This is a genomic window from Enterobacter sp. BIDMC 26 (assembly GCF_000534435.1).
Taxonomy (GTDB): domain Bacteria; phylum Pseudomonadota; class Gammaproteobacteria; order Enterobacterales; family Enterobacteriaceae; genus Enterobacter; species Enterobacter ludwigii.
Genome location: NZ_KI973182.1, coordinates 2176277 through 2196461, shown reverse-complemented (window position 1 = coordinate 2196461; position 20185 = coordinate 2176277). Strand labels below are relative to the sequence as shown.

Annotated in this window: 21 protein-coding genes, 2 tRNA genes and 1 other annotated feature; of the genes, 10 read left to right on the top strand and 13 right to left on the bottom strand. The window is 54.7% G+C overall.

What is annotated here, in order from left to right:
• Window positions 1-10: 10 nt before the first annotated feature.
• The 9 genes from hisIE to hisL all read right to left on the bottom strand — a co-directional run bounded on the left by hisIE (window position 11) and on the right by hisL (window position 7228).
• Window positions 11-622 (bottom strand): bifunctional phosphoribosyl-AMP cyclohydrolase/phosphoribosyl-ATP diphosphatase HisIE, encoded by a 612-nt coding sequence (hisIE, locus tag L462_RS12980; RefSeq protein ID WP_032678507.1) that lies wholly within the window; start codon window positions 620-622, stop codon window positions 11-13.
• Window positions 616-1392: an imidazole glycerol phosphate synthase subunit HisF gene (hisF, locus tag L462_RS12985; RefSeq protein WP_014170794.1), complete on the bottom strand. Its 777-nt coding sequence runs from the start codon at window positions 1390-1392 to the stop codon at window positions 616-618. The genes hisIE and hisF overlap by 7 nt, the downstream gene beginning before the upstream one ends.
• Window positions 1374-2111, bottom strand: coding sequence for a 1-(5-phosphoribosyl)-5-[(5-phosphoribosylamino)methylideneamino]imidazole-4-carboxamide isomerase (hisA, locus tag L462_RS12990; RefSeq protein WP_032678506.1), 738 nt, complete (start codon window positions 2109-2111; stop codon window positions 1374-1376). Before hisA ends, hisF begins: the two co-directional genes overlap by 19 nt.
• The gene (gene hisH / locus L462_RS12995) at window positions 2111-2701 is read right to left on the bottom strand and encodes an imidazole glycerol phosphate synthase subunit HisH (protein ID WP_020883288.1); all 591 of its coding nucleotides are present in this window, start codon (window positions 2699-2701) and stop codon (window positions 2111-2113) included. The genes hisA and hisH overlap by 1 nt, the downstream gene beginning before the upstream one ends.
• Window positions 2701-3768, bottom strand: coding sequence for a bifunctional histidinol-phosphatase/imidazoleglycerol-phosphate dehydratase HisB (gene hisB, locus L462_RS13000; RefSeq protein ID WP_032678505.1), 1068 nt, complete (start codon window positions 3766-3768; stop codon window positions 2701-2703). Before hisB ends, hisH begins: the two co-directional genes overlap by 1 nt.
• Window positions 3765-4826 carry a histidinol-phosphate transaminase gene (gene hisC / locus L462_RS13005; protein WP_032678504.1) on the bottom strand — a complete coding sequence of 354 codons (1062 nt, stop codon included), beginning with the start codon at window positions 4824-4826 and terminating at the stop codon, window positions 3765-3767. Before hisC ends, hisB begins: the two co-directional genes overlap by 4 nt.
• Entirely contained in the window at window positions 4823-6127 is a 1305-nt protein-coding gene (gene hisD / locus L462_RS13010) for a histidinol dehydrogenase (protein WP_032679711.1), read from the bottom strand. Before hisD ends, hisC begins: the two co-directional genes overlap by 4 nt.
• A 5-nt stretch (window positions 6128-6132) precedes the next feature.
• Window positions 6133-7032 carry an ATP phosphoribosyltransferase gene (gene hisG, locus L462_RS13015; protein WP_000886595.1) on the bottom strand — a complete coding sequence of 300 codons (900 nt, stop codon included), beginning with the start codon at window positions 7030-7032 and terminating at the stop codon, window positions 6133-6135.
• A 46-nt stretch (window positions 7033-7078) separates the two neighbouring features.
• Window positions 7079-7202, bottom strand: a sequence feature (His leader region).
• Entirely contained in the window at window positions 7178-7228 is a 51-nt protein-coding gene (hisL, locus tag L462_RS25130; protein WP_001364200.1) for a his operon leader peptide, read from the bottom strand. It overlaps the preceding feature by 25 nt.
• 174 nt (window positions 7229-7402) lie before the next feature.
• Here hisL and L462_RS13020 point away from each other — a divergent pair, with 174 nt between their 5' ends.
• The 4 genes from L462_RS13020 (at window position 7403) to plaP (ending at window position 10827) form a co-directional block, all read left to right on the top strand.
• Window positions 7403-8227, top strand: coding sequence for an SDR family oxidoreductase (locus L462_RS13020; RefSeq protein ID WP_014170788.1), 825 nt, complete (start codon window positions 7403-7405; stop codon window positions 8225-8227).
• Window positions 8228-8268: 41 nt separating this feature from the next.
• Entirely contained in the window at window positions 8269-9198 is a 930-nt protein-coding gene (locus L462_RS13025) for a LysR substrate-binding domain-containing protein (RefSeq protein WP_014170787.1), read from the top strand.
• A gap of 218 nt (window positions 9199-9416) precedes the next feature.
• Window positions 9417-9479 carry a membrane protein YoeI gene (yoeI, locus tag L462_RS25125; RefSeq protein ID WP_099458931.1) on the top strand — a complete coding sequence of 21 codons (63 nt, stop codon included), beginning with the start codon at window positions 9417-9419 and terminating at the stop codon, window positions 9477-9479.
• Entirely contained in the window at window positions 9469-10827 is a 1359-nt protein-coding gene (gene plaP, locus L462_RS13030) for a putrescine/proton symporter PlaP (RefSeq protein WP_014170786.1), read from the top strand. The genes yoeI and plaP overlap by 11 nt, the downstream gene beginning before the upstream one ends.
• Window positions 10828-10886: 59 nt before the next feature.
• On the opposite strand, the gene sbcB is transcribed toward plaP, so the two are convergent.
• Window positions 10887-12323 carry an exodeoxyribonuclease I gene (gene sbcB, locus L462_RS13035; RefSeq protein WP_369797549.1) on the bottom strand — a complete coding sequence of 479 codons (1437 nt, stop codon included), beginning with the start codon at window positions 12321-12323 and terminating at the stop codon, window positions 10887-10889.
• A gap of 198 nt (window positions 12324-12521) precedes the next feature.
• On the opposite strand from sbcB, the gene dacD reads away from it, so the two are divergent.
• From dacD to L462_RS13055, 4 genes are all read left to right on the top strand, one after another.
• Window positions 12522-13688: a serine-type D-Ala-D-Ala carboxypeptidase DacD gene (dacD, locus tag L462_RS13040; protein ID WP_032678502.1), complete on the top strand. Its 1167-nt coding sequence runs from the start codon at window positions 12522-12524 to the stop codon at window positions 13686-13688.
• Window positions 13689-13819: 131 nt separating this feature from the next.
• Window positions 13820-14293 carry a DNA gyrase inhibitor SbmC gene (sbmC, locus tag L462_RS13045; RefSeq protein WP_032678501.1) on the top strand — a complete coding sequence of 158 codons (474 nt, stop codon included), beginning with the start codon at window positions 13820-13822 and terminating at the stop codon, window positions 14291-14293.
• 92 nt (window positions 14294-14385) lie between these two features.
• Window positions 14386-15444 carry an FUSC family protein gene (locus L462_RS13050; RefSeq protein WP_032678500.1) on the top strand — a complete coding sequence of 353 codons (1059 nt, stop codon included), beginning with the start codon at window positions 14386-14388 and terminating at the stop codon, window positions 15442-15444.
• A 168-nt stretch (window positions 15445-15612) separates the two neighbouring features.
• A complete protein-coding gene (locus L462_RS13055) occupies window positions 15613-15948 on the top strand; it encodes a DUF496 family protein (protein WP_008499467.1) in 336 nt (111 codons plus the stop codon).
• Window positions 15949-15997: 49 nt separating this feature from the next.
• Here L462_RS13055 and L462_RS13060 read toward each other — a convergent pair whose 3' ends face one another.
• The gene (locus L462_RS13060) at window positions 15998-16330 is read right to left on the bottom strand and encodes a gamma-glutamylcyclotransferase family protein (RefSeq protein ID WP_014170780.1); all 333 of its coding nucleotides are present in this window, start codon (window positions 16328-16330) and stop codon (window positions 15998-16000) included.
• A gap of 53 nt (window positions 16331-16383) precedes the next feature.
• A tRNA-Asn gene (locus L462_RS13065) sits at window positions 16384-16459 on the bottom strand.
• Window positions 16460-16652: 193 nt separating this feature from the next.
• Here L462_RS13065 and emmdR point away from each other — a divergent pair.
• Window positions 16653-18128, top strand: a complete 1476-nt coding sequence (emmdR, locus tag L462_RS13070) for a multidrug efflux MATE transporter EmmdR (protein WP_072031449.1) — start codon at window positions 16653-16655, stop codon at window positions 18126-18128.
• Window positions 18129-18208: 80 nt separating this feature from the next.
• Window positions 18209-18284 (top strand) — tRNA-Asn (locus L462_RS13075).
• A gap of 118 nt (window positions 18285-18402) precedes the next feature.
• Here the strand turns inward: L462_RS13075 and L462_RS13080 are convergent.
• Entirely contained in the window at window positions 18403-20175 is a 1773-nt protein-coding gene (locus tag L462_RS13080) for an aminopeptidase P family protein (protein WP_032678497.1), read from the bottom strand.
• Window positions 20176-20185: the final 10 nt, after the last annotated feature.

The following is a 20185-nucleotide window of genomic DNA, read 5'->3' as shown; positions in this document are numbered from 1 at the left end:
CCCGGTTTTTTTATTTATGTCTCTTACGTAAATTCTCAATCACCGCCGTTAAATCAAGCTCCTGATCCTGCAGCAGTACCAGCAGGTGATACATCAAATCCGACGCCTCGTTGGTCAGCTCCTCGCGGTCATGCACGGTCGCGGCCAGCGCGGTCTCAACACCTTCTTCCCCCACCTTTTGCGCAATACGTTTAGTCCCGCTGGCGTACAGCTTAGCCGTATACGAACTTTCAGGATCCGCCGTTTTACGCTCAGCGAGTAACTGTTCCAGTTGATACAGGAACAGCCACTGGTGGCTTGCATCTCCGAAGCAGCTGCTGGTCCCTTTGTGGCAGGTTGGGCCGATCGGATTCGCCAGTACCAGAAGCGTATCGTTATCGCAGTCCGGCGTAATGCTGACCACATTCAAGAAATGGCCAGAGGTTTCCCCTTTGGTCCACAGGCGTTGTTTGGTACGCGAGAAAAAGGTGACCTTGCAGCTGTCGATGGTTTTGGTTAGTGCATCCTGGTTCATATATCCCAGCATCAGCACTTCACCTGAGACGGCATGCTGTACAACCACCGGCAGTAATCCGTCAGTTTTTTCCCAGTCCAGTTGTGCCTGTTGTTGCTCTGTTAACATACCCTGATCTCCACGCCCTGGTCGGCCAGGTACGTTTTTAACTCACCAATATTAATAATCTGTTTGTGGAACACGGAGGCCGCCAGCGCGCCGTCAACGTTTGCATCGCGGAAGGCTTCGAGGAAGTGTTCCATGGTGCCTGCACCGCCGGAAGCAATCAGCGGTACGTGGCAGACCGCGCGGACTTTTTTCAGCTGCTCAAGGTCATAGCCGTTACGCACGCCGTCCTGGTTCATCATGTTCAGCACAATTTCGCCTGCACCACGTTTCTGGACTTCCTGCACCCAGTCCAGCGTCTCCCATTGGGTTACGCGGGTCCGGCTTTCGTCGCCGGTGTACTGGTTGACATGGTATTTACCCGTTGCGGCGTCATACCAGGTGTCAATCCCCACGACAATACACTGTACGCCAAAGCGATCGGCCAGACGGGTAATCAGCTCCGGGTCTGCCAAAGCAGGGGAGTTAATGGAAATCTTATCGGCACCAAAGGAGAGAATTTTTGCCGCGTCTTCCGCAGATTTAATCCCGCCTGCCACGCAGAAGGGAATATCAATCACTTCTGCCACGCGCGCGACCCAGCTTTTATCCACGACGCGGCCATCACTGGAGGCGGTGATATCGTAAAACACCAGCTCATCTGCGCCTTCTTCAGCGTAGCGTTTTGCCAGCGGGACGATATCGCCAATGATTTCGTGGTTGCGGAACTGCACGCCTTTCACTACCTGGCCGTCACGTACGTCCAGGCAAGGGATTATCCGTTTTGCCAGCATTGAATCGCCTCCGTCACAGTAAATTTACCTTCCAGCAGGGCCCGGCCCACAATCACGCCCTGTACACCCGTTCCGCGCAGCGCGGCAATATCAGCGATATCACCAATACCCCCCGATGACTGGAAGGCCACCTGCGGATAACGCGCACAGACTTCTTGGTATAAAGAAACGTTAGAGCCTGCCAGCGTGCCGTCGCGGGAGATATCGGTGCACAGCACGTGCTTCAGGCCAACGGGCAGATACCTCTCGACCAGTTCTTCCAGCGTCACCCCGGAATTTTCCTGCCAGCCGCTGACTGCAACCTGCTTGTTACCCTGTTCGTCGATACGAACATCCAGCGCCAGCACCAGCGCGTCAGCGCCAAAGCGGCGGAACCAGGCTTTAACCTTTTCAGGATCGTTAACGGCAGTCGAGCCGACGACCACGCGCGCCACGCCAGCGTCCAGCAGCGCCGCAACGTCATCTTCCGTACGTACGCCACCGCCTACCTGGACGGGCACATCCACGCCGGCCACCAGTTTTTTAAGAAGTGGGATTTGACGTTTTGTCGGATCTTTTGCGCCAGTCAAATCCACAAGGTGCAACACCTGCGCGCCCTGGGCGGCGTAATCCTGCAGACGTGGCAAGGGGTCGTTACCGTAGTCGCGTTGCTGCCCGTAATCGCCCTGATGGAGACGGACAACCGTGCCGTCGATTAAATCTAAAGCGGGAATAATCATTACATCTCCAGGAAGTTTTTCAGCAACTGTGCGCCTGCGGCACCCGAACGTTCCGGGTGAAACTGCACGCCGAAGAAGTTATCTTTCTGCACCGCCGCGGTAAATGCTTCGCCGTAATTGCACTGGGCAATGGTGTACGGATTTACCGGCATGGCGTAGCTGTGCACGAAGTAAAAATAGGCCCCGTCTTCAATGCCGCGAAACAGTCTGTCACCGGCTTTGGCATAAACACGGTTCCAGCCCATGTGCGGCAGAGGCAGACCGTGATCGGTCATTTTCGGCACGTCTTCGTCGATAATCCCGAGCAGATCAACACCGTTACTCTCTTCACTGCGTCGGCCCAAGAGCTGCATGCCCAGACAAATTCCCAGCACCGGTTGAGTACAGGCTTTGATGAGACTCACCAGCTCGCGCTCGTGGATCTGATCCATCGCCGCCTGCGCTGTCCCTACGCCGGGCAGAAAAAGCTTATCGGCGCGCAGTACGACGTCAGGGTCGCGACTCACGTCCGGCGCATAGCCGTGACGGGCAATTGCCGATTTTACGGAGTTCAGGTTGGCGCATCCGGTATCCAGAATCACCACATTCATTACAGCACTCCTTTCGATGAGGGCAGGGCGTCACCTTCCACACGAATCGCCTGGCGGAGGGTACGGCCAAAGGCTTTGAACAGGCTTTCCACGCGGTGGTGGTCGTTCTTGCCCTTGGTCTTGAGGTGCAACGTCAGGCCCATGGTGTAGGACAATGAACGGAAGAAGTGTTCAACCATTTCGGTGCTGAGGTCGCCCACGCGCTGGTAGGTGAAATCCGCTTTGTATTCCAGGTGTGGGCGCCCGGAGATATCCATTGCGCAGCGCGCCAGGCACTCGTCCATCGGCAGCACAAAACCAAAACGGTTGATGCCGCGTTTGTCGCCGAGTGCCAGCTTCAGCGCTTCACCCAGCGCCAGGCCGGTATCTTCCACGGTGTGGTGATCGTCGATATACAAATCGCCTTTCACGGCGATCTCCATGCGGAAACCACCATGGGTCGCGATCTGGTCCAGCATATGGTCAAAGAAACCCACACCGGTGTGGATCTTGCTGCCGCCTTCACGATCCAACCAGACCTTAACGTCGATTTGCGTCTCTTTGGTGTTGCGCTCAACGTGCGAGTAGCGGTCACGCTGCGTCAACTGCTCACCAATTTTTGCCCAGTTAAGGGTGGAACGGTCATAGCGCAGCCCGGAGATACCCATGTTCTCCGCCAGCGTAATATCGGTCATGCGATCGCCAATGACATAGCTATTGGCTTTATCCAGCACGTCATCCGCCAGGTAGCGTTCGACCAGCTTTACCTTCGGCTTGCGGCAGTCACATTCATCGGCAGGCAGGTGTGGGCAGATCAGCACCTCATCAAATTCAACGCCCTGAGAGGTCAGCACCTGCATCATCAGGTTATGCGGGCCATCAAAATCTGCCTGCGGGAAACTGTCGGTACCCAGCCCGTCCTGGTTCGTGATCATCACCAGCTTATAGCCGGCTTTCTGCAGCTTGAGCAGCACCGGGATTACATCGGGTTCAAAAGCCAGTTTGTCGAAACGATCGACCTGAAAATCGGTTGGCGGCTCCGAAATAAGGGTACCGTCACGATCGATAAAGAGGGTCTTCTGGCTCATACTTTCTCCGCTTTCAGGGCGTCAATCACGCGCTGACTTTCTGCACGGGTGCCTACGGTAATACGCAAACAGCCGCTTAAGGATGGTTGTTTATTTTGGTCTCGTAAGATAATGCCCTGATCCCATAAAGATTTAAATACGGCACTCGACGCGGTAAAGCGTACCAGGATGTAGTTGGTTTCAGAGTCGAATACCTGCTCCACGCAGGGAATATCTTTCAGGGCAGTGACCAGATACTGCCGTTCTTCAAGAATTTGTGCCACGCGTTCGCGCATTGCCTTGATCCCCTGAGGGGCCAAAGCCTGCGCCGCAATGTCGGCAACCGGCGTAGAGAGTGGATATGGCGCAATCACTTTCATCAGCAGGTCGATGACTTCTTTATTGGCCAGCGTAAAGCCGCAGCGCAGGCCAGCGAGAGCGAAAGCTTTTGACAGCGTACGCAGTACAACCAGGTGCGGGTACTCCTCGAGCCAGCCAGCCAGCGTCGCCTGCGGGCAGAACTCAATATAGGCTTCGTCAGCCACCACCAGCGCTTTACCGCGCGTCATCTCCAGCAGGGTTCGAATGTCCTGCGGGTTGATAATCTGCCCGGTCGGGTTATTTGGACTGCAGACGAACACCACTTTCACGCCGTCAAGATTGTCGGCAATCCCCTGCAGATCGAGCTGCCAGTCTTCCAGCGAAAGCACGTTACGGCACGCCACGCCAAAGGTTTCTGCGCTGACGCTGTACATTCCGTAGGTTGGCTGGCAGTACATCACCGCGTCTTTCCCCGGTTCGCAGAAGGCTCGGATCAGCAGTTCAATGCCTTCATCTGCACCCCGGCTGACCAGCACCTGCTCAGGCTTTACGCCTGCGTACCGGGCGTAATTTTCGATAACCGCTTTCGGCTGGCATTCCGGATAGCGGTTCAGCGTTTGCTGCGACAGCTCGAACTGTACGGCCGTCGGGTATTCGTTGGCGTTCAGCCAGACATCACCGTTGCCACCCAGACGACGAGCAGACTGATAAGGCGTCAGGCGACGGACATTTTCGCGGGCTAATTCTTCAATGCTCATGCTTGCTCCTTCAGGGCTGCAACGCGCAGCGTAACGGCGTTTTTGTGGGCGGTCAGACGTTCGGCGGCGGCCAGGGTCTCAATGGTGGAGGCCAGAGAGGCAAACCCCTCGCGGGACAGCTCCTGTACGGTCATGCGTTTCTGGAAATCCGCCAGTCCGAGGCTCGAACAGGTTGATGTATAGCCGTAGGTTGGCAGAACGTGGTTGGTGCCGGAAGCGTAATCGCCGGCGGATTCCGGTGACCAGTCGCCAAGGAAGACCGAACCTGCGCTGGTAATGCTGTCAACCAGATCGCGCGCATTGCGCGTCTGGATAATCAGGTGTTCCGGGCCGTACTGGTTTGAGATGGCAATGCACTGCGCCAGATCGCGCGCCACAATCAGGCGGCTTGCTGAGAGTGCCTGGCGTGCCGTGTCGGCGCGCGGCAGGTCGGCAAGCTGACGTTCAACGGCTTCACCCACGCGTTTTGCCATATCCGCATCCGGCGTCAGCAAAATAACCTGTGAGTCCGGGCCATGTTCTGCCTGGGATAACAGATCGGAGGCGACGAAGTCCGGCGTTGCACCGCTGTCGGCAATCACCAGCACCTCAGAAGGACCGGCAGGCATATCAATTGCGACACCGTCCAGACGCTGGCTGACCTGACGCTTTGCTTCGGTCACATACGCGTTGCCCGGGCCAAAAATTTTGTCCACTTTAGGAATGGATTCGGTACCAAACGCCAGCGCGGAAATTGCCTGTGCACCCCCCACTTTATACACCGCCTGTACGCCACACAGTTTTGCCGCATAGAGAATTTCATCGGCAATCGGAGGCGGCGAGCACAGCACTACTTTCTGACAACCGGCGATGCGTGCCGGGGTTGCCAGCATTAATACGGTAGAGAACAGCGGGGCGGAACCACCGGGGATGTAAAGCCCCACCGACGCAACCGGACGCGTGACCTGCTGGCAGCGTACGCCGGGCACGGTTTCCACATCGACCGCCTGCAATATCTGCGCGGTGTGGAAGGTATCAATGTTTTTCACCGCGACGGCCATCGCCTGTTTGATCTCGTCACCGAGGCGGCTTTCCGCGTCCGTGATTTCCTGTTCGGTTACCTTTAAAGCGCCAACCTCGGTTTTATCAAACTTTGCGCTGTATTCCCGCAGCGCATCGTCGCCACGGGCTTTGACGTTATCAAGGATCTCGGCCACGGTGCGGGTAATGCTTTCTGAGGCAGAAATCGCCGGACGCATCAGCAGCGCGCGCTGTTGTTCTTGCGAACAATCGTTCCAGTTGATGATTGTGTTAAAGCTCATGGCCATCACTCCATCATCTTCTCAATTGGCAGCACCAGAATTGAGCTTGCGCCCAGCGCCTTCAGTTTTTCCATGGTCTCCCAGAACAGGGTTTCGCTACTGACCATGTGCATGGCGACGCGCTGCTGATCACCGGCCAGAGGCAGGATGGTCGGGCGCTCTGCGCCTGGCAGCAGGGCAATGACCTCATCAAGACGTTCGGTTGGCGCGTGCATCATGATGTATTTCGATTCACGGGCCTGAATCACGCCCTGAATACGGGTCAGCAGTTTGTCGATCAACTGCTGTTTCGCATCGGCCATTTCGCCGTCGCGCTGGATAAGGCACGCTTTGGAGCGGTAAATCACTTCCACTTCGCGCAGACCGTTCGCTTCCAGCGTGGCGCCCGTAGAGACGAGGTCACAGATGGCGTCAGCCAGACCCGCGCGCGGTGCCACCTCAACAGAGCCGTTCAGCAGGCAGGATTTAAACTGCACGCCTTTCTGATCCAGGTAACGTTTTAACAGGTGAGGGTAGGAGGTGGCGATACGCTTGCCGTTCAGCGCGGCCGGGCCGTCCCAGGCTTCATCGACAGGCGTGGCCAGCGACAGGCGGCAGCCGCCGAAGTCCAGACGACGCAGGGTAAAATAGCGTGGATCTTCACCCTGGGCACGGCGGGTCAGGAGCTCTTCTTCCAGCACGTTTTCACCGATGATGCCGAGGTCAACAACGCCATCCATCACGAGGCCGGGAATATCGTCATCACGCACGCGCAGAATGTCGATGGGCATATTTTCAGCCAGGGCAATCAGGCGCTGGGTGTGCAGGTTGATTTTAATCCCGCAGCGGGCGAGCAGTTCGCGTGAATCATCACTCAAACGGCCTGATTTTTGAATAGCTATGCGTAAACGTGAGTTATCTAACATTCTGTTTTCCTCGTTAACCTGTTTTAACCTGTCTGAATTTGGTCCAAAAAAAAAGCCCCCGGAAGAAGATCTTCCGGGGGCTTTTTCATGCGTTCATGCACCACTGGAAGATCCAAACGTCTTCCAGCACACATCGCCTGAAAGACTAGTCAGGATGATGGTGATGATGGTGGTGTTTAAATTGAACGCGTGTCATAAAATTCTCGATGAATGCTTATTCATTTGATGTCTTTTAACCTAAACCAGTTGTATGACTGATTGCAAGGGCTTTTTTTGATCATTAATTCATTTCATATTGACGCTATGAATTGTGTGTTCTGTCGGGCTGGCGTAGCCTTAAGAAAGACGAGTAAAAGTCAGGAGAATTCGCATGAAAAAGGTCGCGATTGTCGGTTTAGGTTGGCTGGGAATGCCGCTGGCGATGTCATTAGCCGCAAAAGGCTGGCAGGTGACCGGAAGCAAAACCACGGCGGATGGGGTAGAAGCGGCGCGCATGTGCGGTATTGACGGCGTCGAGCTGCGTCTGGAACCCGAACTGGTGTGTGATGCTGACGATCTGGACACGCTGATGAACGTTGATGCGCTGGTGATTACGTTACCGGCACGGCGCAGTGGCCCGGGCGAATCATTTTATCTGCAGGCGATGCAGGAGATTGTCGACAGCGCGCTGGCGCATCACGTCCCACGCATTATTTTTACCAGCTCAACCTCGGTCTACGGCGATGTTGACGGCGTGGTGAAAGAGACCTCTGAGCGTCATCCCGTTACCGCGAGCGGTAAAGTGCTGAAAGAGCTGGAAGACTGGCTGCATCATCTTCCCGGCACCCAGGTCGATATTGTACGGCTGGCAGGTCTGGTTGGCCCCGGACGACATCCAGGGCGCTTCTTCGCGGGAAAATCCGCGCCAGACGGACAACATGGCGTCAATCTTGTGCATCTTGATGACGTAATTGCCGCAATAGAACTACTCTTACAGGCTCCAAAAGGTGGGCACATCTATAATATATGTGCGCCTTCTCATCCAGCGCGTAGCACGTTTTACCCGCTGATGGCACGCCAGCTGGGTCTGGTTCCGCCTGTTTTTGGTGAAGCAAAGGACGAAAGTAAAGGCAAAATTGTTGATGGCAATCGCATTTGTCATGAGCTGGGGTTTGAGTATCAATATCCCGATCCGCTGGTGATGCCGATGGAATAAGTTTCTCAGCGGAAACGATCGCACACCGGAAGGGGGCGAACATGAAACCGCTGCTGGATGTTCTTATTATTCTGGATGCACTGGAAAAAGAGGGGAGCTTTGCCGCTGCTTCGGCAAAGCTCTTCAAAACCCCGTCGGCGCTGAGCTATACCGTTCATAAACTGGAAAGCGATCTTAATATCCAGATCCTCGATCGCTCTGGTCACCGCGCCCGTTTTACCCGTACCGGGCAGATGCTGCTGGAGAAAGGGCGCGACGTCCTGCATACCGTTCGCGAACTGGAAAAACAGGCCGTCAAACTGCACCAGGGATGGGAGAACGAACTGGTCATCGGCGTTGATGATACTTTTCCGTTTTCTCTTCTGACGCCGCTGATTGAGGCGTTCTATCAGCACCACAGCGTAACCCGGTTAATCTTCATTAATGGCGTGCTGGGCGATTCATGGGATGCCTTAACTCAGGGCAGGGCAGATATTTTTGTCGGTGCGCTGCATGAACCGCCCCAGTTAAGCGATTTCGGTTTCGCCCGGCTGGGTGTGCTGGAGCAGGTTTTCGCCGTCGCGCCACACCATCCGCTCGCGCAGGAGCCGGAACCCCTTAACCGGCGCACGATTAAAGGCTACCGCGCCATTGTGGTCGGTGACAGCTCGCGTCCCGACTGTGCGGCCTCCACGCAGTTGCTTGATGAGCAGGAGGCGATCACGGTGTTCGACTATAAAACCAAGCTGGAGCTGCAAATCAGTGGCCTGGGGTGCGGCTATTTACCCCGCTATCTGGCACAGCGGTTTTTAGACAGCGGTGCGCTTGTTGAAAAACAGGTGCTTGCACAAAGCAGCAATGAATCGGTGTGGGTCGGCTGGAATGAACAAACTGCGGGGCTGGCAAGCGCCTGGTGGCGGGACGAAATTTTAGCAAATAGTGCTATTGCTGCCGTTTACTCGCAAAGCAGCGTCGAGAAATCAGCCAGTTAGAAAAAAGAAAATCGCCCCGGGCGTTGCAAAGTATTGCCTTTTGTATCCGATGTGGGGCAAAATGCGCCGCTGCAACCAAATGAATAATCGACGATATAAAAGGCGTCGGTTATTTTTTTTTGCACGTATGAAACGAAACTAAAAACCAAGAGGCCGGGCTTCGTACCGGATAGATATTTACTAAAATCCGACAGTTGTTGTCGCTGAGGAATACAGAAATGGGGCAATTTTTCGCTTACGTGGCGGTTATCACCGTAAAGGAGAATAACTATGTCGCATAACGCAACTCCAAACACCTCTCGCGTGGAATTACGTAAAACCCTTACGTTAGTTCCGGTTGTTATGATGGGCCTTGCCTATATGCAGCCAATGACGCTGTTCGATACATTCGGTATCGTATCAGGCCTCACAGACGGTCATGTGCCGACGGCTTACGCCTTCGCGCTGATTGCGATCCTCTTTACCGCGCTGAGCTACGGTAAACTGGTCCGTCGCTATCCGTCTGCCGGTTCCGCCTACACCTACGCCCAGAAATCCATCAGCCCGACCGTTGGCTTTATGGTGGGCTGGTCTTCGCTGCTCGACTATCTGTTCGCGCCGATGATCAACATTCTGCTGGCTAAAATTTATTTTGAAGCACTGGTGCCGTCGATCCCTTCGTGGATGTTCGTCGTGGCGCTGGTGGCCTTTATGACGGCGTTCAACCTGCGCAGCATCAAGTCCGTTGCGAACTTTAACTCCGTTATTGTTGTGCTTCAGGTCATCCTGATTGCCGTGATTCTGGGCATGGTTATCTTTGGTGTCTTCCACGGTGAAGGCGCAGGTACCCTGGCGAGCAGCAAGCCGTTCTGGTCTGGTGATGCGCATGTGATCCCGATGATTACCGGGGCAACCATTCTGTGCTTCTCCTTTACCGGTTTTGACGGCATCAGCAACCTGTCTGAAGAGACCAAGGACGCAGAGCGTGTTATCCCGCGTGCTATCTTCCTGACGGCGCTGATTGGTGGTCTGATCTTTATCTTTGCGACCTACTTCCTGCAGCTGTACTTCCCGGATATCTCTCGCTTTAAGGATCCGGATGCCTCTCAGCCAGAAATTATGCTCTACGTGGCGGGTAAAGCGTTCCAGGTTGGCGCGTTGATCTTCTCCACCATCACGGTACTGGCATCCGGCATGGCCGCGCACGCAGGCGTTGCACGTCTGATGTACGTAATGGGTCGTGACGGCGTATTCCCGAAAAGCTTCTTCGGCTACGTTCACCCAACCTGGCGTACGCCGGCGATGAACATCATCCTGGTCGGCGCTATTGCTCTGCTGGCGATTAACTTTGACCTGGTGATGGCAACTGCGCTGATTAACTTCGGTGCGCTGGTGGCGTTCACCTTTGTTAACCTGTCGGTTATTTCTCAGTTCTGGATCCGTGAAAAGCGTAATAAAACGCTGAAAGACCACTTCCAGTATCTGTTCCTGCCGATGTGTGGTGCGCTGACCGTGGGTGCGCTGTGGGTTAACCTGGAAGAGAGTTCCATGGTGCTTGGCCTGATTTGGGCGGGTATCGGCCTGGTTTACCTGGCGTGCGTCACGAAGAGCTTCCGTAACCCGGTTCCTCAGTACGAAGACGTTGCGTAAGAGCTAAGTAAAAAAAAACCGGAGACCATCGCCTCCGGTTTTTTTTCGCCCAAAATCTGTCAGACGATTTCCTGCGCATACTGATACAGCGCTTTTAACAGCGCCTGCTTTTCAGCATTTCCTTCATACTGGCTATACAGCATCTCCAGCTCCTGCGCGTAGCTCTGCAGAAACTCCGGTGTAAACACATGACGACGATGCTGAAGCCAGCGCGCCTGTTCGGTTTCATCCAGCGTGCCAGGATAGTTGCGCGCGCGGTAATTAAACATCAGTTTTTCGATACGTGCATCCGCGAAGGTAATATCCAGCGCGGGTAAGTTACGCGGTTCGGTTTGCAGAACAATATTCATTGCCGCACGGTCTGCGTCGCTGAAAAAGCCGTTGTACAGCTGCGCATCGACGTTGTCGGACGGAACAAAGGGTTCGGCTTCGGCAAAGATCGCCACCGCTTTCTCACGCACCTGCGGGTTTTCACGCAGCACCTTGAGGTTATCCAGGCAACGCTGACGGTTAATCCCCAGCCTGTCGGCATCCTCTGCGCGCAGCGTATTGGCCTGGGCCAGGACCGGACATTTATTGATATGGACCAGTTTGACCGGCACCGCGGGCAGATCGCCGAGTTCATCTTTTGGGGTATAGAGCCGTTCGCGCAGCGTATCGCTGTCGAGATCGAGCAGCGGTGTAATATCACCGGCTAAATCCACCATAATCACGGCATTACGGTTATCCGGATGCCAGGCCAGCGGAGCGACCCAACTGGTATTGCCGCGCCAGGCGCCAAACATACCGGAGATATGTACCAGTGGTTTCATCTGCGGCACATCAATCAGCGTGGTGAGTTTCTGCTTGCTGCGGTGGCTCAGCAGATAGTCAAACAGCCGCGGCTGAGCAGTTTTCACCAGCTTTGCCATAGCAATGGTGGCGTAGACATCGGCCATCGCATCGTGGGCATTACTGTGCTCAATACCGTTCGCGCGCGTCAGGTGTTCCAGTCTGAAACTCGGCAGCCCTTCGTCATTCTCAGGCCAGTTGATGCCTTCCGGGCGCAGCGCATAGCAGGCACGCATAATGTCGAGCAAATCCCAGCGCGAGTTGCGGTTCTGCCAGCTCCAGGCATAAGGATCGTAGAAGTTGCGGTAGAAGATATTGCGCGTCACTTCGTCATCGAAACGGATGTTGTTGTAACCGACCACGCAGGTATTCGGGACGGTGAAGAGGTCGTGAATGCGCCGGGCGAATGCGGCCTCGTTCACGCCTTTGTCCCGGGCTTCCTGTGGGGTGATCCCGGTGACCATTACCGCGCCGGGCTGGGGCAGGTAGTCATCGGCCGGCTTACAGTAAAAGACCTCAGGCTCGCCTATGATGTTGAATTCATCGTCGGTACGGATGGCCGCAAACTGTGCCGGTCTATCCAGCGCCGGGTGGGTGCCAAAGGTTTCGTAGTCGTGGAACAAAAATGTAGGGCGCGCGGCTGAATCAGACACCAGTAATACCATCCTGTTAAAAAATGACGTCTCTATGGTAAACGATCGTGCAGGTCAGTCCGAATAAAAAGCGCCCTCACCGTGCAAATTTGCGAGGCCGCTTCAGCGTAAAATCTGCTTTCTGTCACATTTTTTTGCAATTAAGCCAGGTAACGACAACAGAACTCCCGTAAAAAGGTCATCGATTTTTAATGACCTGAGGATATACCGTTGAAACGCCGTCTGTTTATTGCTGTTTCTTTACTCGCTTCGAGTGTCTCTTCTGCCTTCGCGGCCGATCCACTGGATTTTTCGCCGCAGCCTCCGGCCATTCAGGCGGGCTCCTGGGTGCTAATGGATTACACGACTGGTCAGATCTTAACGGCGGGCAACGAACATCAACAACGTAATCCGGCGAGCCTTACCAAGCTGATGACGGGCTACGTTGTCGATCGGGCCATCGACAGCCACCGCATTACCCCGGATGACATCGTTACCGTTGGCCGCGACGCGTGGGCAAAAGGGAACCCGGTGTTTGAAGGATCGTCGCTGATGTTCCTGAAAGAGGGCGATCGCGTCTCGGTGCGTGACCTGAGCCGTGGACTGATTGTGGATTCCGGTAACGACGCCTGCGTGGCGCTGGCGGATCATGTGGCGGGTGGTCAGCCGCAGTTTGTGAAGATGATGAACGACTATGTACAAAAGCTGAACCTGCGCGATACCCACTTTGAAACCGTCCACGGTCTGGACGCGCCGGGCCAGCACAGCTCTGCCTATGACCTGGCCGTGCTCTCCCGGGCTATCATTCACGGCGAGCCAGAGTTCTACCACATGTACAGCGAAAAGAGCCTTACCTGGAACGGGATCACCCAACAAAACCGTAACGGCCTGCTGTGGGATAAAACCATGAACGTTGATGGCCTGAAAACGGGGCACACGTCGGGAGCGGGCTTTAACCTGATTGCGTCAGCGGTTGACGGTCAGCGTCGTTTAATCGCGGTGGTGATGGGCGCTGACAGCCCGAAAGGGCGTGAGGAACAGGCCCGGAGGCTGCTGCACTGGGGGCAGCAGAACTTTGATACGGTGCAGATCCTGCATAACGGCAAAAAAGTGGGAACAGAGCGTATCTGGTATGGCGATAAAGAGCAGGTGGAACTGGGCACCGACCAGGATTTCTGGCTGGCCTTGCCTAAAACAGAAGTTCCTAACATCAAAGCCAAGTACGTGCTGGATAAAAAAGAGCTGGAAGCGCCGATTGCGGCTCATCAGCGGGTAGGGGAGATCCAGCTTTACGACCGTGATAAAGTCGTGGCGCACTGGCCTCTGGTGACGCTCGAAGCGGTGAATAAAGGTGGCCTCTTCTCCCGTCTGAGCGATTATCTGCATCACACGCTGTAACGGCCTGCGTTAAAGCACATGAGCAGACTGGCGCGGTTGCGAGTCTGCTCACATAATAAACACTCCTCGTTTGCTGAACGGTTAAAACCTGCTTTATAGTGTATAAATATACAGTAATAAAAGGAGGCAGCATGGACTACAGCATCAAGCAGCAACAGAAACGTAAAATCGCCGGCTTTCATCTGGTCGGGCCGTGGGACAAAACGGTTAAACAGGGCTTCGAACAGTTAGTCATGTGGGTGGATGGACGTCACATTCAGCCGCTGGAGTGGGTTGCGGTTTACTACGATAATCCGGACGAGGTCCCGGCAGAAAAATTGCGCTGTGACACGGCCGTAACGGTCCCGGATGATTTTGTCATTCCTGAAAACAGCGAAGGCGTCATGATGACGGAAATCGCCGCTGGAGAGTATGCGGTGGCGACGGCGCGCGTTGAAAACCATGACTTCGCGACCCCATGGAACCAGTTCTTTAATTCCCTCTTGCAGGACAACAGCTACCAGATGGCCCCTAAACCTTGCTTCGAGCGCTACCTTAATGATGGTAACGCGGACGGTTACTGGGACATCGAAATGTATATTGGTGTAGAGCACAAAGCCGGTTAAGCCTGGTTATTACAGGGTTTTTCAGCCGGGTGTGATCCGCCCGGCTGAAAACACAGTACAATTGTGATTTGCCGTGTAGCTGGAGAGCGGGTGTGCGTCCCGACAAATCATTAACCCCTTTTGAAATTCGTCTGTACAAACACTACCGCGTGGTACATGGGTGCCGTATCGCGCTGGCTTTTGTGTTGACGTTTGTGCTGGTTCGTTTGCTGGATGTTCCTGAGGGAACATGGCCGCTTATCACGCTGGTGGTCGTGATGGGGCCTATTTCGTTCTGGGGGAACGTTGTTCCACGCGCCTTCGAGCGCATTGGCGGTACCGTTTTAGGCTCTGCCCTGGGGCTTATCGCGCTGAAGCTTGAGCTTATCTCGTTTCCGGTTATGTTGATCTGGTGCGGTGTCGCGATGTTCCTTTGCGGCTGGCTGGCATTAGGCAAAAGGCCCTATCAGGCGCTGCTGATTGGTATCACGCTGTCGGTGGTGGTCGGTGCACCGGCGGGGGATATGACGACTGCCCTGTGGCGAAGCGGGGACGTTATCCTCGGCTCACTGCTGGCTATGCTCTTTACCGGCATCTGGCCACAGCGTGCTTTTCTGCACTGGCGTATTCAGATGGCTAACTATGTCACCGCATTCAACCGTGTCTATCAGGCCGGATTTTCCCCTAACCTGGTGGAACGTCCCCGGCTGGAAAAACATCTGCAAACGATCCTCAACGATGTGGTCAGGATGCGCGGGCTGATTACCCCGGCCAGCAAAGAAACCCATATCCAGAAATCTATTTTTGAAGCCATTCAGACGGTAAGCCGCAATCTGGTATGCATGCTTGAGCTGCAAATCAACGCGCACTGGGCTTCTCGTCCCAGCCACCTTTTAATGCTCAACGCCCATACCTTAAAAGAGACGCAGCAGATGACGCAGCAAACGCTGCTCACCATCGCCCACGCGCTTTATGAAGGTAACCCGCAGCCCATCCTGGCGAACAGTGAACGTCTGAATGAGATCGTTGCTGAGCTGAAGCAGTTAATGAATGAGCGTCAGAGCGATAACGTTGCGGAAACGCCTATTCATGGTTATGTCTGGCTGAGCATGGAGCTGGCGCGGCAGCTGGAGCTACTGTCGCATCTCATTTGCCGGGCGCTGCGCAAATAAAGAGCAGCTATCTCCATATGTGACGCCTGCTGCTTCGATTCAGCATCAATTGGGGTTATGATAGCTTTAAACGATATACTCATTGTCATTCGCAGCCGCTGTCAGTAAGGTTATTGTTACAACGGTTGCTTTAACGAATCCGAATCTCACATTATCAGGGGTGTAAAAATGGAAACTACCAAGCCTTCGTTCCAGGATGTTCTGGAATTCGTCCGCCTGTTCCGCCGCAAAAACAAACTGCAGCGTGAAATCCAGGACGTTGAGAAGAAGATCCGTGACAACCAGAAACGTGTCCTGCTGCTCGATAACCTGAGCGACTATATCAAGCCAGGCATGAGCGTTGAGGCTATTCAGGGCATCATCGCCAGCATGAAGAGCGACTACGAAGACCGCGTTGATGACTACATCATCAAAAACGCTGAGCTGTCTAAAGAACGCCGTGATATCTCCAAGAAACTGAAAGTAATGGGCGAAATCAAAAACGGTGAAGCCAAAAGCGAGTAATCGCCGATGAATACAAAAAAGGCTCTCTGGTGACAGAGAGCCTTTTTTATTACGCAGTACGCGGCTGTAGCTGATAAATCCAGGCGTTGATCTGTTTTCCATCCGGCGTGGTCACATTGACCTCAACCCGATCGTAGCCGTCTTCAAATTCGTCCAGCATTGGCCAGTGTGCACTCAGGCTATCAGAAATAAACAGAAAGCCCTCCACGCGTGGGCCGTCCGGGTGCAGCACTATCCCCGGAAAATCTGCCGCCGCGCCCCAGCCACGTTCGTAAAACGTCCCGGTGACAAAACCGGCCTGCCATTCGCCACCGATGTTTTCAAGAATATGTGCATTCGCGTGACCCGGGCGTAGCGTGCCGTAGACAAACAGAGCGTTCATTTTCCCTCACCAGCAAAGCAAAAAGCCTGCTATAAAAGCAGGCTTTTTAAATTTGGCTCCTCTGACTGGACTCGAACCAGTGACATACGGATTAACAGTCCGCCGTTCTACCGACTGAACTACAGAGGAATCGTTGTGGAGGCTTATCTTAGCGGCGAAAAAAGTTTTGTCAAACCTGATCTTAGCGATTAGCGATCGATTGATGATTCTGTCGACAGTTTGTTGTAAATCCACACATCTTTTTATGGAAAATACTTTGCAGGTTTAGCATTTCTCCCCCATCATTTGAAATGGAGTTTCAACTTTCTCGTTAAGGTCCATTTTGAACGTCACTGCCCCCCTACGCCAGGCGATTATGCGCACGCCATGGTATGCAAAGCGTAAAAGCTATCGTGTTCTGTTCTGGCGTGAAATCACCCCCCTTGCCGTGCCTATTTTCCTGGAAAACACCTGCGTTCTGTTGATGGGGGTGCTGAGTACCTTCCTGGTCAGCTGGCTGGGTAAAGAGGCGATGGCCGGTGTCGGGCTGGCGGACAGCTTTAACATGGTGGTTATTTCGTTCTTTGCTGCCATTGACCTCGGGACGACGGTTGTCGTCGCCTTTAGCCTCGGCAAGCTCGATCCTAAACGTGCGCGCGAGGCTGCCCGACAGTCGCTGATGATCATGACCATTTTCTCGATCGTGCTGGCGGCGGTGATCCACTATTTCGGCAAGGAAATTATCGATTTTGTCGCCGGTGAGGCCACAAATGAAGTTAAAGACCTGGCGCTGACCTACCTGGAAATGACGGTCCTGAGTTATCCGGCTGCAGCCATCGCGCTGATTGGCAGCGGCGCGCTGCGCGGGGCGGGCAACACCAAAATTCCGTTGCTGATAAACGGCGGGATGAACATCCTGAATATTATTATCAGCAGTGTGCTGATCTACGGCGTCTTCTCCTGGGACGGGCTCGGGTTCGTGGGCGCCGGGCTGGGGTTAACGATTTCACGTTATATCGGTGCGGCCGCCATTCTCGGGGTGCTGATGGCGGGGATCACGCCGTCACTGCGCCTTACGCTGAAGAGCTATTTCCGCCCCTTTAACTTCGCCATTATCTGGGAAGTGATGGGAATTGGTATTCCCGCCAGTATTGAATCCGTGTTGTTTAACGGGGGCAAGCTGCTGACGCAAATGTTTGTCGCCGGGATGGGGACCGACGTTATCGCCGGTAACTTTATTGCCTTCTCCATCGCCTCCCTGATAAACCTGCCGGGCAACGCCCTCGGTTCGGCGTCGACCATCATCACCGGTAAACGGCTGGGGAAAGGGCAGATAGGACAGGCGGAACGGCAGTTGCGGCACGTCTTCTGGCTGTCAACCATTGGCCTGACGCTGATCGCCTGGGGAAGCGCCCCCTTTGCCGGGCTTATGGCCTCTTTTTATACCCACGAAGATGATGTCAAAGAGGTCGTTAAGATCCTGATCTGGCTGAATGCGGCCTTTATGCCCATCTGGGCGGCTTCATGGGTTCTGCCTGCCGGGCTGAAAGGGGCACGCGATGCACGCTTCGCGATGTGGGTGTCGATGCTCGGCATGTGGGGTTGCCGTGTGGTGGTGGGTTACACGCTCGGGGTCATGCTTGGCATGGGGGTAGTCGGCGTCTGGCTGGGGATGTTCCTTGACTGGGCGGTGCGTGGGGCGTTGTTCTACTGGCGTATGGTCAGTGGGCGCTGGCTCTGGAAATACCCGCGAATAAAACAGGAACCAACGACCACAGAATCAACAGAATGCCTGACAAATGCGCGAAGTGGAGAATAATTCGGCAAACAGTCAGAAATATGCATTCTGCCTTTGACATCATCGGGGAGCATCGATAATATGCGCCCCGTTCACACGATTCCTCTGTAGTTCAGTCGGTAGAACGGCGGACTGTTAATCCGTATGTCACTGGTTCGAGTCCAGTCAGAGGAGCCAAATTTAAAAAGCCTGCTTTTATAGCAGGCTTTTTGCTTTTCTGCGTTCTGAAAAGGTCCGATGCGACGGGCTTACAGCCGGGTCAGGCGAAACCGCCGCCCGGCATCCACTGCTATTTCTAATGGTTAACCCGAACCGGCATCGTCGCCTCAAGCAACCATTGCCGCGCGTCGCTGTCGACCAACGGTAACAGGGCCTCACGCACCTGCTGATGATACTCATCCAGCCACTGTTTTTCCTGTTCGTTCAACAGCTGTAACTCGACCTGGCTCAGGTCGATCGGGATCAGCGTCAGTGAGGAAAACGTGCAGAATCCCGGACGGCTTTCGACAATCTCCACCTGGTTTTCAATGCGGATCCCATGGCTGTCCGCCAGATAATATCCAGGCTCGATAGTCATGATGGTGCCGGCCACCAGGGGCCACGGATTAACCTTTTTGGCGAGACGATGCGGGTTCTCATGGATAAGCAACTGATGTCCTACGCCATGCCCTGTCCCGTGATCGTAATCCAGCCCCATTTCCCACAGCGGACGACGCGCGAAGGCATCGAGCTGATGGCCCTGGCTGCCGGAGGGAAACTGTAAGGTTATCAACGACAGGAACCCTCTCAGTACGGCGGTGTAGTGCAACTTCTGCTGTGGCGGCACGCTACCCCATGCCAGCGTACGCGTGGCGTCAGTGGTGCCGTTATGGTACTGACCGCCGGAATCATTAAGGTAAAAATGATGATGACCGATGGGCTTATTGCTGGCTTCGCTTGAGTGATAGTGGCACATCGCCGCATTACTGGAGGAGGCGGAGATGGTGGCAAAACTTTGCTCAATAAATCCAGGTTGCTGTTTACGGAACGCAAGCTGCTGCGCCTGCGCTTCCAGCTCCGTCAGCGGTTTTCCCGCCGCCTCACGCAGGGGGACTTCACGGCTTAGCCAGGCCAGGAAATTCACCCAGGCAGCACCGTCCTGGTGATGACACTCGCGATACCCGGCAAGTTCGACCGGGTTTTTAGTGGCTTTCATCAGAGTGATGGGATCGGTTTGCCAGACTATTTCGCCCTCTGGCTCAATGGCAAAGCGCAGGGCGACCGGCGCGGAATCGGCATCAACCATCACCCGCTTGCCTTGTGACAGGCGCTGGCAGCGTTCGATAAAGGCATCCTGTGGCGCAATCCTGAACGCGTTTCTCACGATCTCGGGTAGCTCGCTGAGCTTATTGTCGTTAACAAACCACTCCACGCTACCGTCACGGTCAAGAAGGGCAAAGGAGAGGGGAACAGGACTGGATGGGATGTCGGCGCCACGCACGTTCAACAGCCAGGCGATGTTATCCGGCAGAGTCACGGCCAGATAATCGGCATCGTGTGCGGCCAGCACGGCGGCAACGCGCTGGCGTTTGGCGAGGCTGCTTTCGCCACTGACCTCCACCGGCATTTCTCGAATACGTCCCGCCGGCGCGGCAGGGCGATCGTGCCATAAGGTATCAAACGGCGACTGACTGAGCGGAACCAGTTCACAGGGTGTTGCAGACAGTTGCCCGAACTCCGTATTGGTCATTAGCAGTGCTTCAAACCCAATACGCATGCCGGCCCCGACGTTGGCTGTGAGCCATTCGGCCAGCGGTTCATTGTGCAGATGGTGGATTTCAATTTCATCCATATTGACCTGAAGGCGAGCCTGAACCTGATAGCGACCATCGACAAACAGCAGGGCTGTGTTTTTCAGAATCAGCGCCAGACCTGCGGAGCCATCAAAGCCCGTCAGCCAGGCCAGCTTTTCATCGTACGGCGCGCAATACTCACTCTGCCAGGCATCCGCGCGCGGCACGATCATGCCATCAAGATTGTTTTCCTGTAGCCACCGGCGCAGGGCCGATAAGCGTGATGGGGTGTGCATGGTTATTCCT

What these genes read in the sequence shown, in the direction of transcription:
- hisIE (WP_032678507.1), bottom strand. Translation starts at nt 622, where the DNA reads ATGTTAACAGAGCAACAACAGGCACAACTGGACTGGGAAAAAACTGAC.
- L462_RS13080 (WP_032678497.1), bottom strand. Translation starts at nt 20,175, where the DNA reads ATGCACACCCCATCACGCTTATCGGCCCTGCGCCGGTGGCTACAGGAA.
- hisH (WP_020883288.1), bottom strand. Translation starts at nt 2,701, where the DNA reads ATGAATGTGGTGATTCTGGATACCGGATGCGCCAACCTGAACTCCGTA.
- L462_RS13020 (WP_014170788.1), top strand. Translation starts at nt 7,403, where the DNA reads ATGAAAAAGGTCGCGATTGTCGGTTTAGGTTGGCTGGGAATGCCGCTG.
- hisC (WP_032678504.1), bottom strand. Translation starts at nt 4,826, where the DNA reads ATGAGCATTGAAGAATTAGCCCGCGAAAATGTCCGTCGCCTGACGCCT.
- L462_RS13025 (WP_014170787.1), top strand. Translation starts at nt 8,269, where the DNA reads ATGAAACCGCTGCTGGATGTTCTTATTATTCTGGATGCACTGGAAAAA.
- plaP (WP_014170786.1), top strand. Translation starts at nt 9,469, where the DNA reads ATGTCGCATAACGCAACTCCAAACACCTCTCGCGTGGAATTACGTAAA.
- sbmC (WP_032678501.1), top strand. Translation starts at nt 13,820, where the DNA reads ATGGACTACAGCATCAAGCAGCAACAGAAACGTAAAATCGCCGGCTTT.
- hisA (WP_032678506.1), bottom strand. Translation starts at nt 2,111, where the DNA reads ATGATTATTCCCGCTTTAGATTTAATCGACGGCACGGTTGTCCGTCTC.
- hisF (WP_014170794.1), bottom strand. Translation starts at nt 1,392, where the DNA reads ATGCTGGCAAAACGGATAATCCCTTGCCTGGACGTACGTGACGGCCAG.
- hisB (WP_032678505.1), bottom strand. Translation starts at nt 3,768, where the DNA reads ATGAGCCAGAAGACCCTCTTTATCGATCGTGACGGTACCCTTATTTCG.
- hisG (WP_000886595.1), bottom strand. Translation starts at nt 7,032, where the DNA reads ATGTTAGATAACTCACGTTTACGCATAGCTATTCAAAAATCAGGCCGT.
- L462_RS13055 (WP_008499467.1), top strand. Translation starts at nt 15,613, where the DNA reads ATGGAAACTACCAAGCCTTCGTTCCAGGATGTTCTGGAATTCGTCCGC.
- hisD (WP_032679711.1), bottom strand. Translation starts at nt 6,127, where the DNA reads ATGAGCTTTAACACAATCATCAACTGGAACGATTGTTCGCAAGAACAA.
- sbcB (WP_369797549.1), bottom strand. Translation starts at nt 12,323, where the DNA reads ATGGTATTACTGGTGTCTGATTCAGCCGCGCGCCCTACATTTTTGTTC.
- L462_RS13060 (WP_014170780.1), bottom strand. Translation starts at nt 16,330, where the DNA reads ATGAACGCTCTGTTTGTCTACGGCACGCTACGCCCGGGTCACGCGAAT.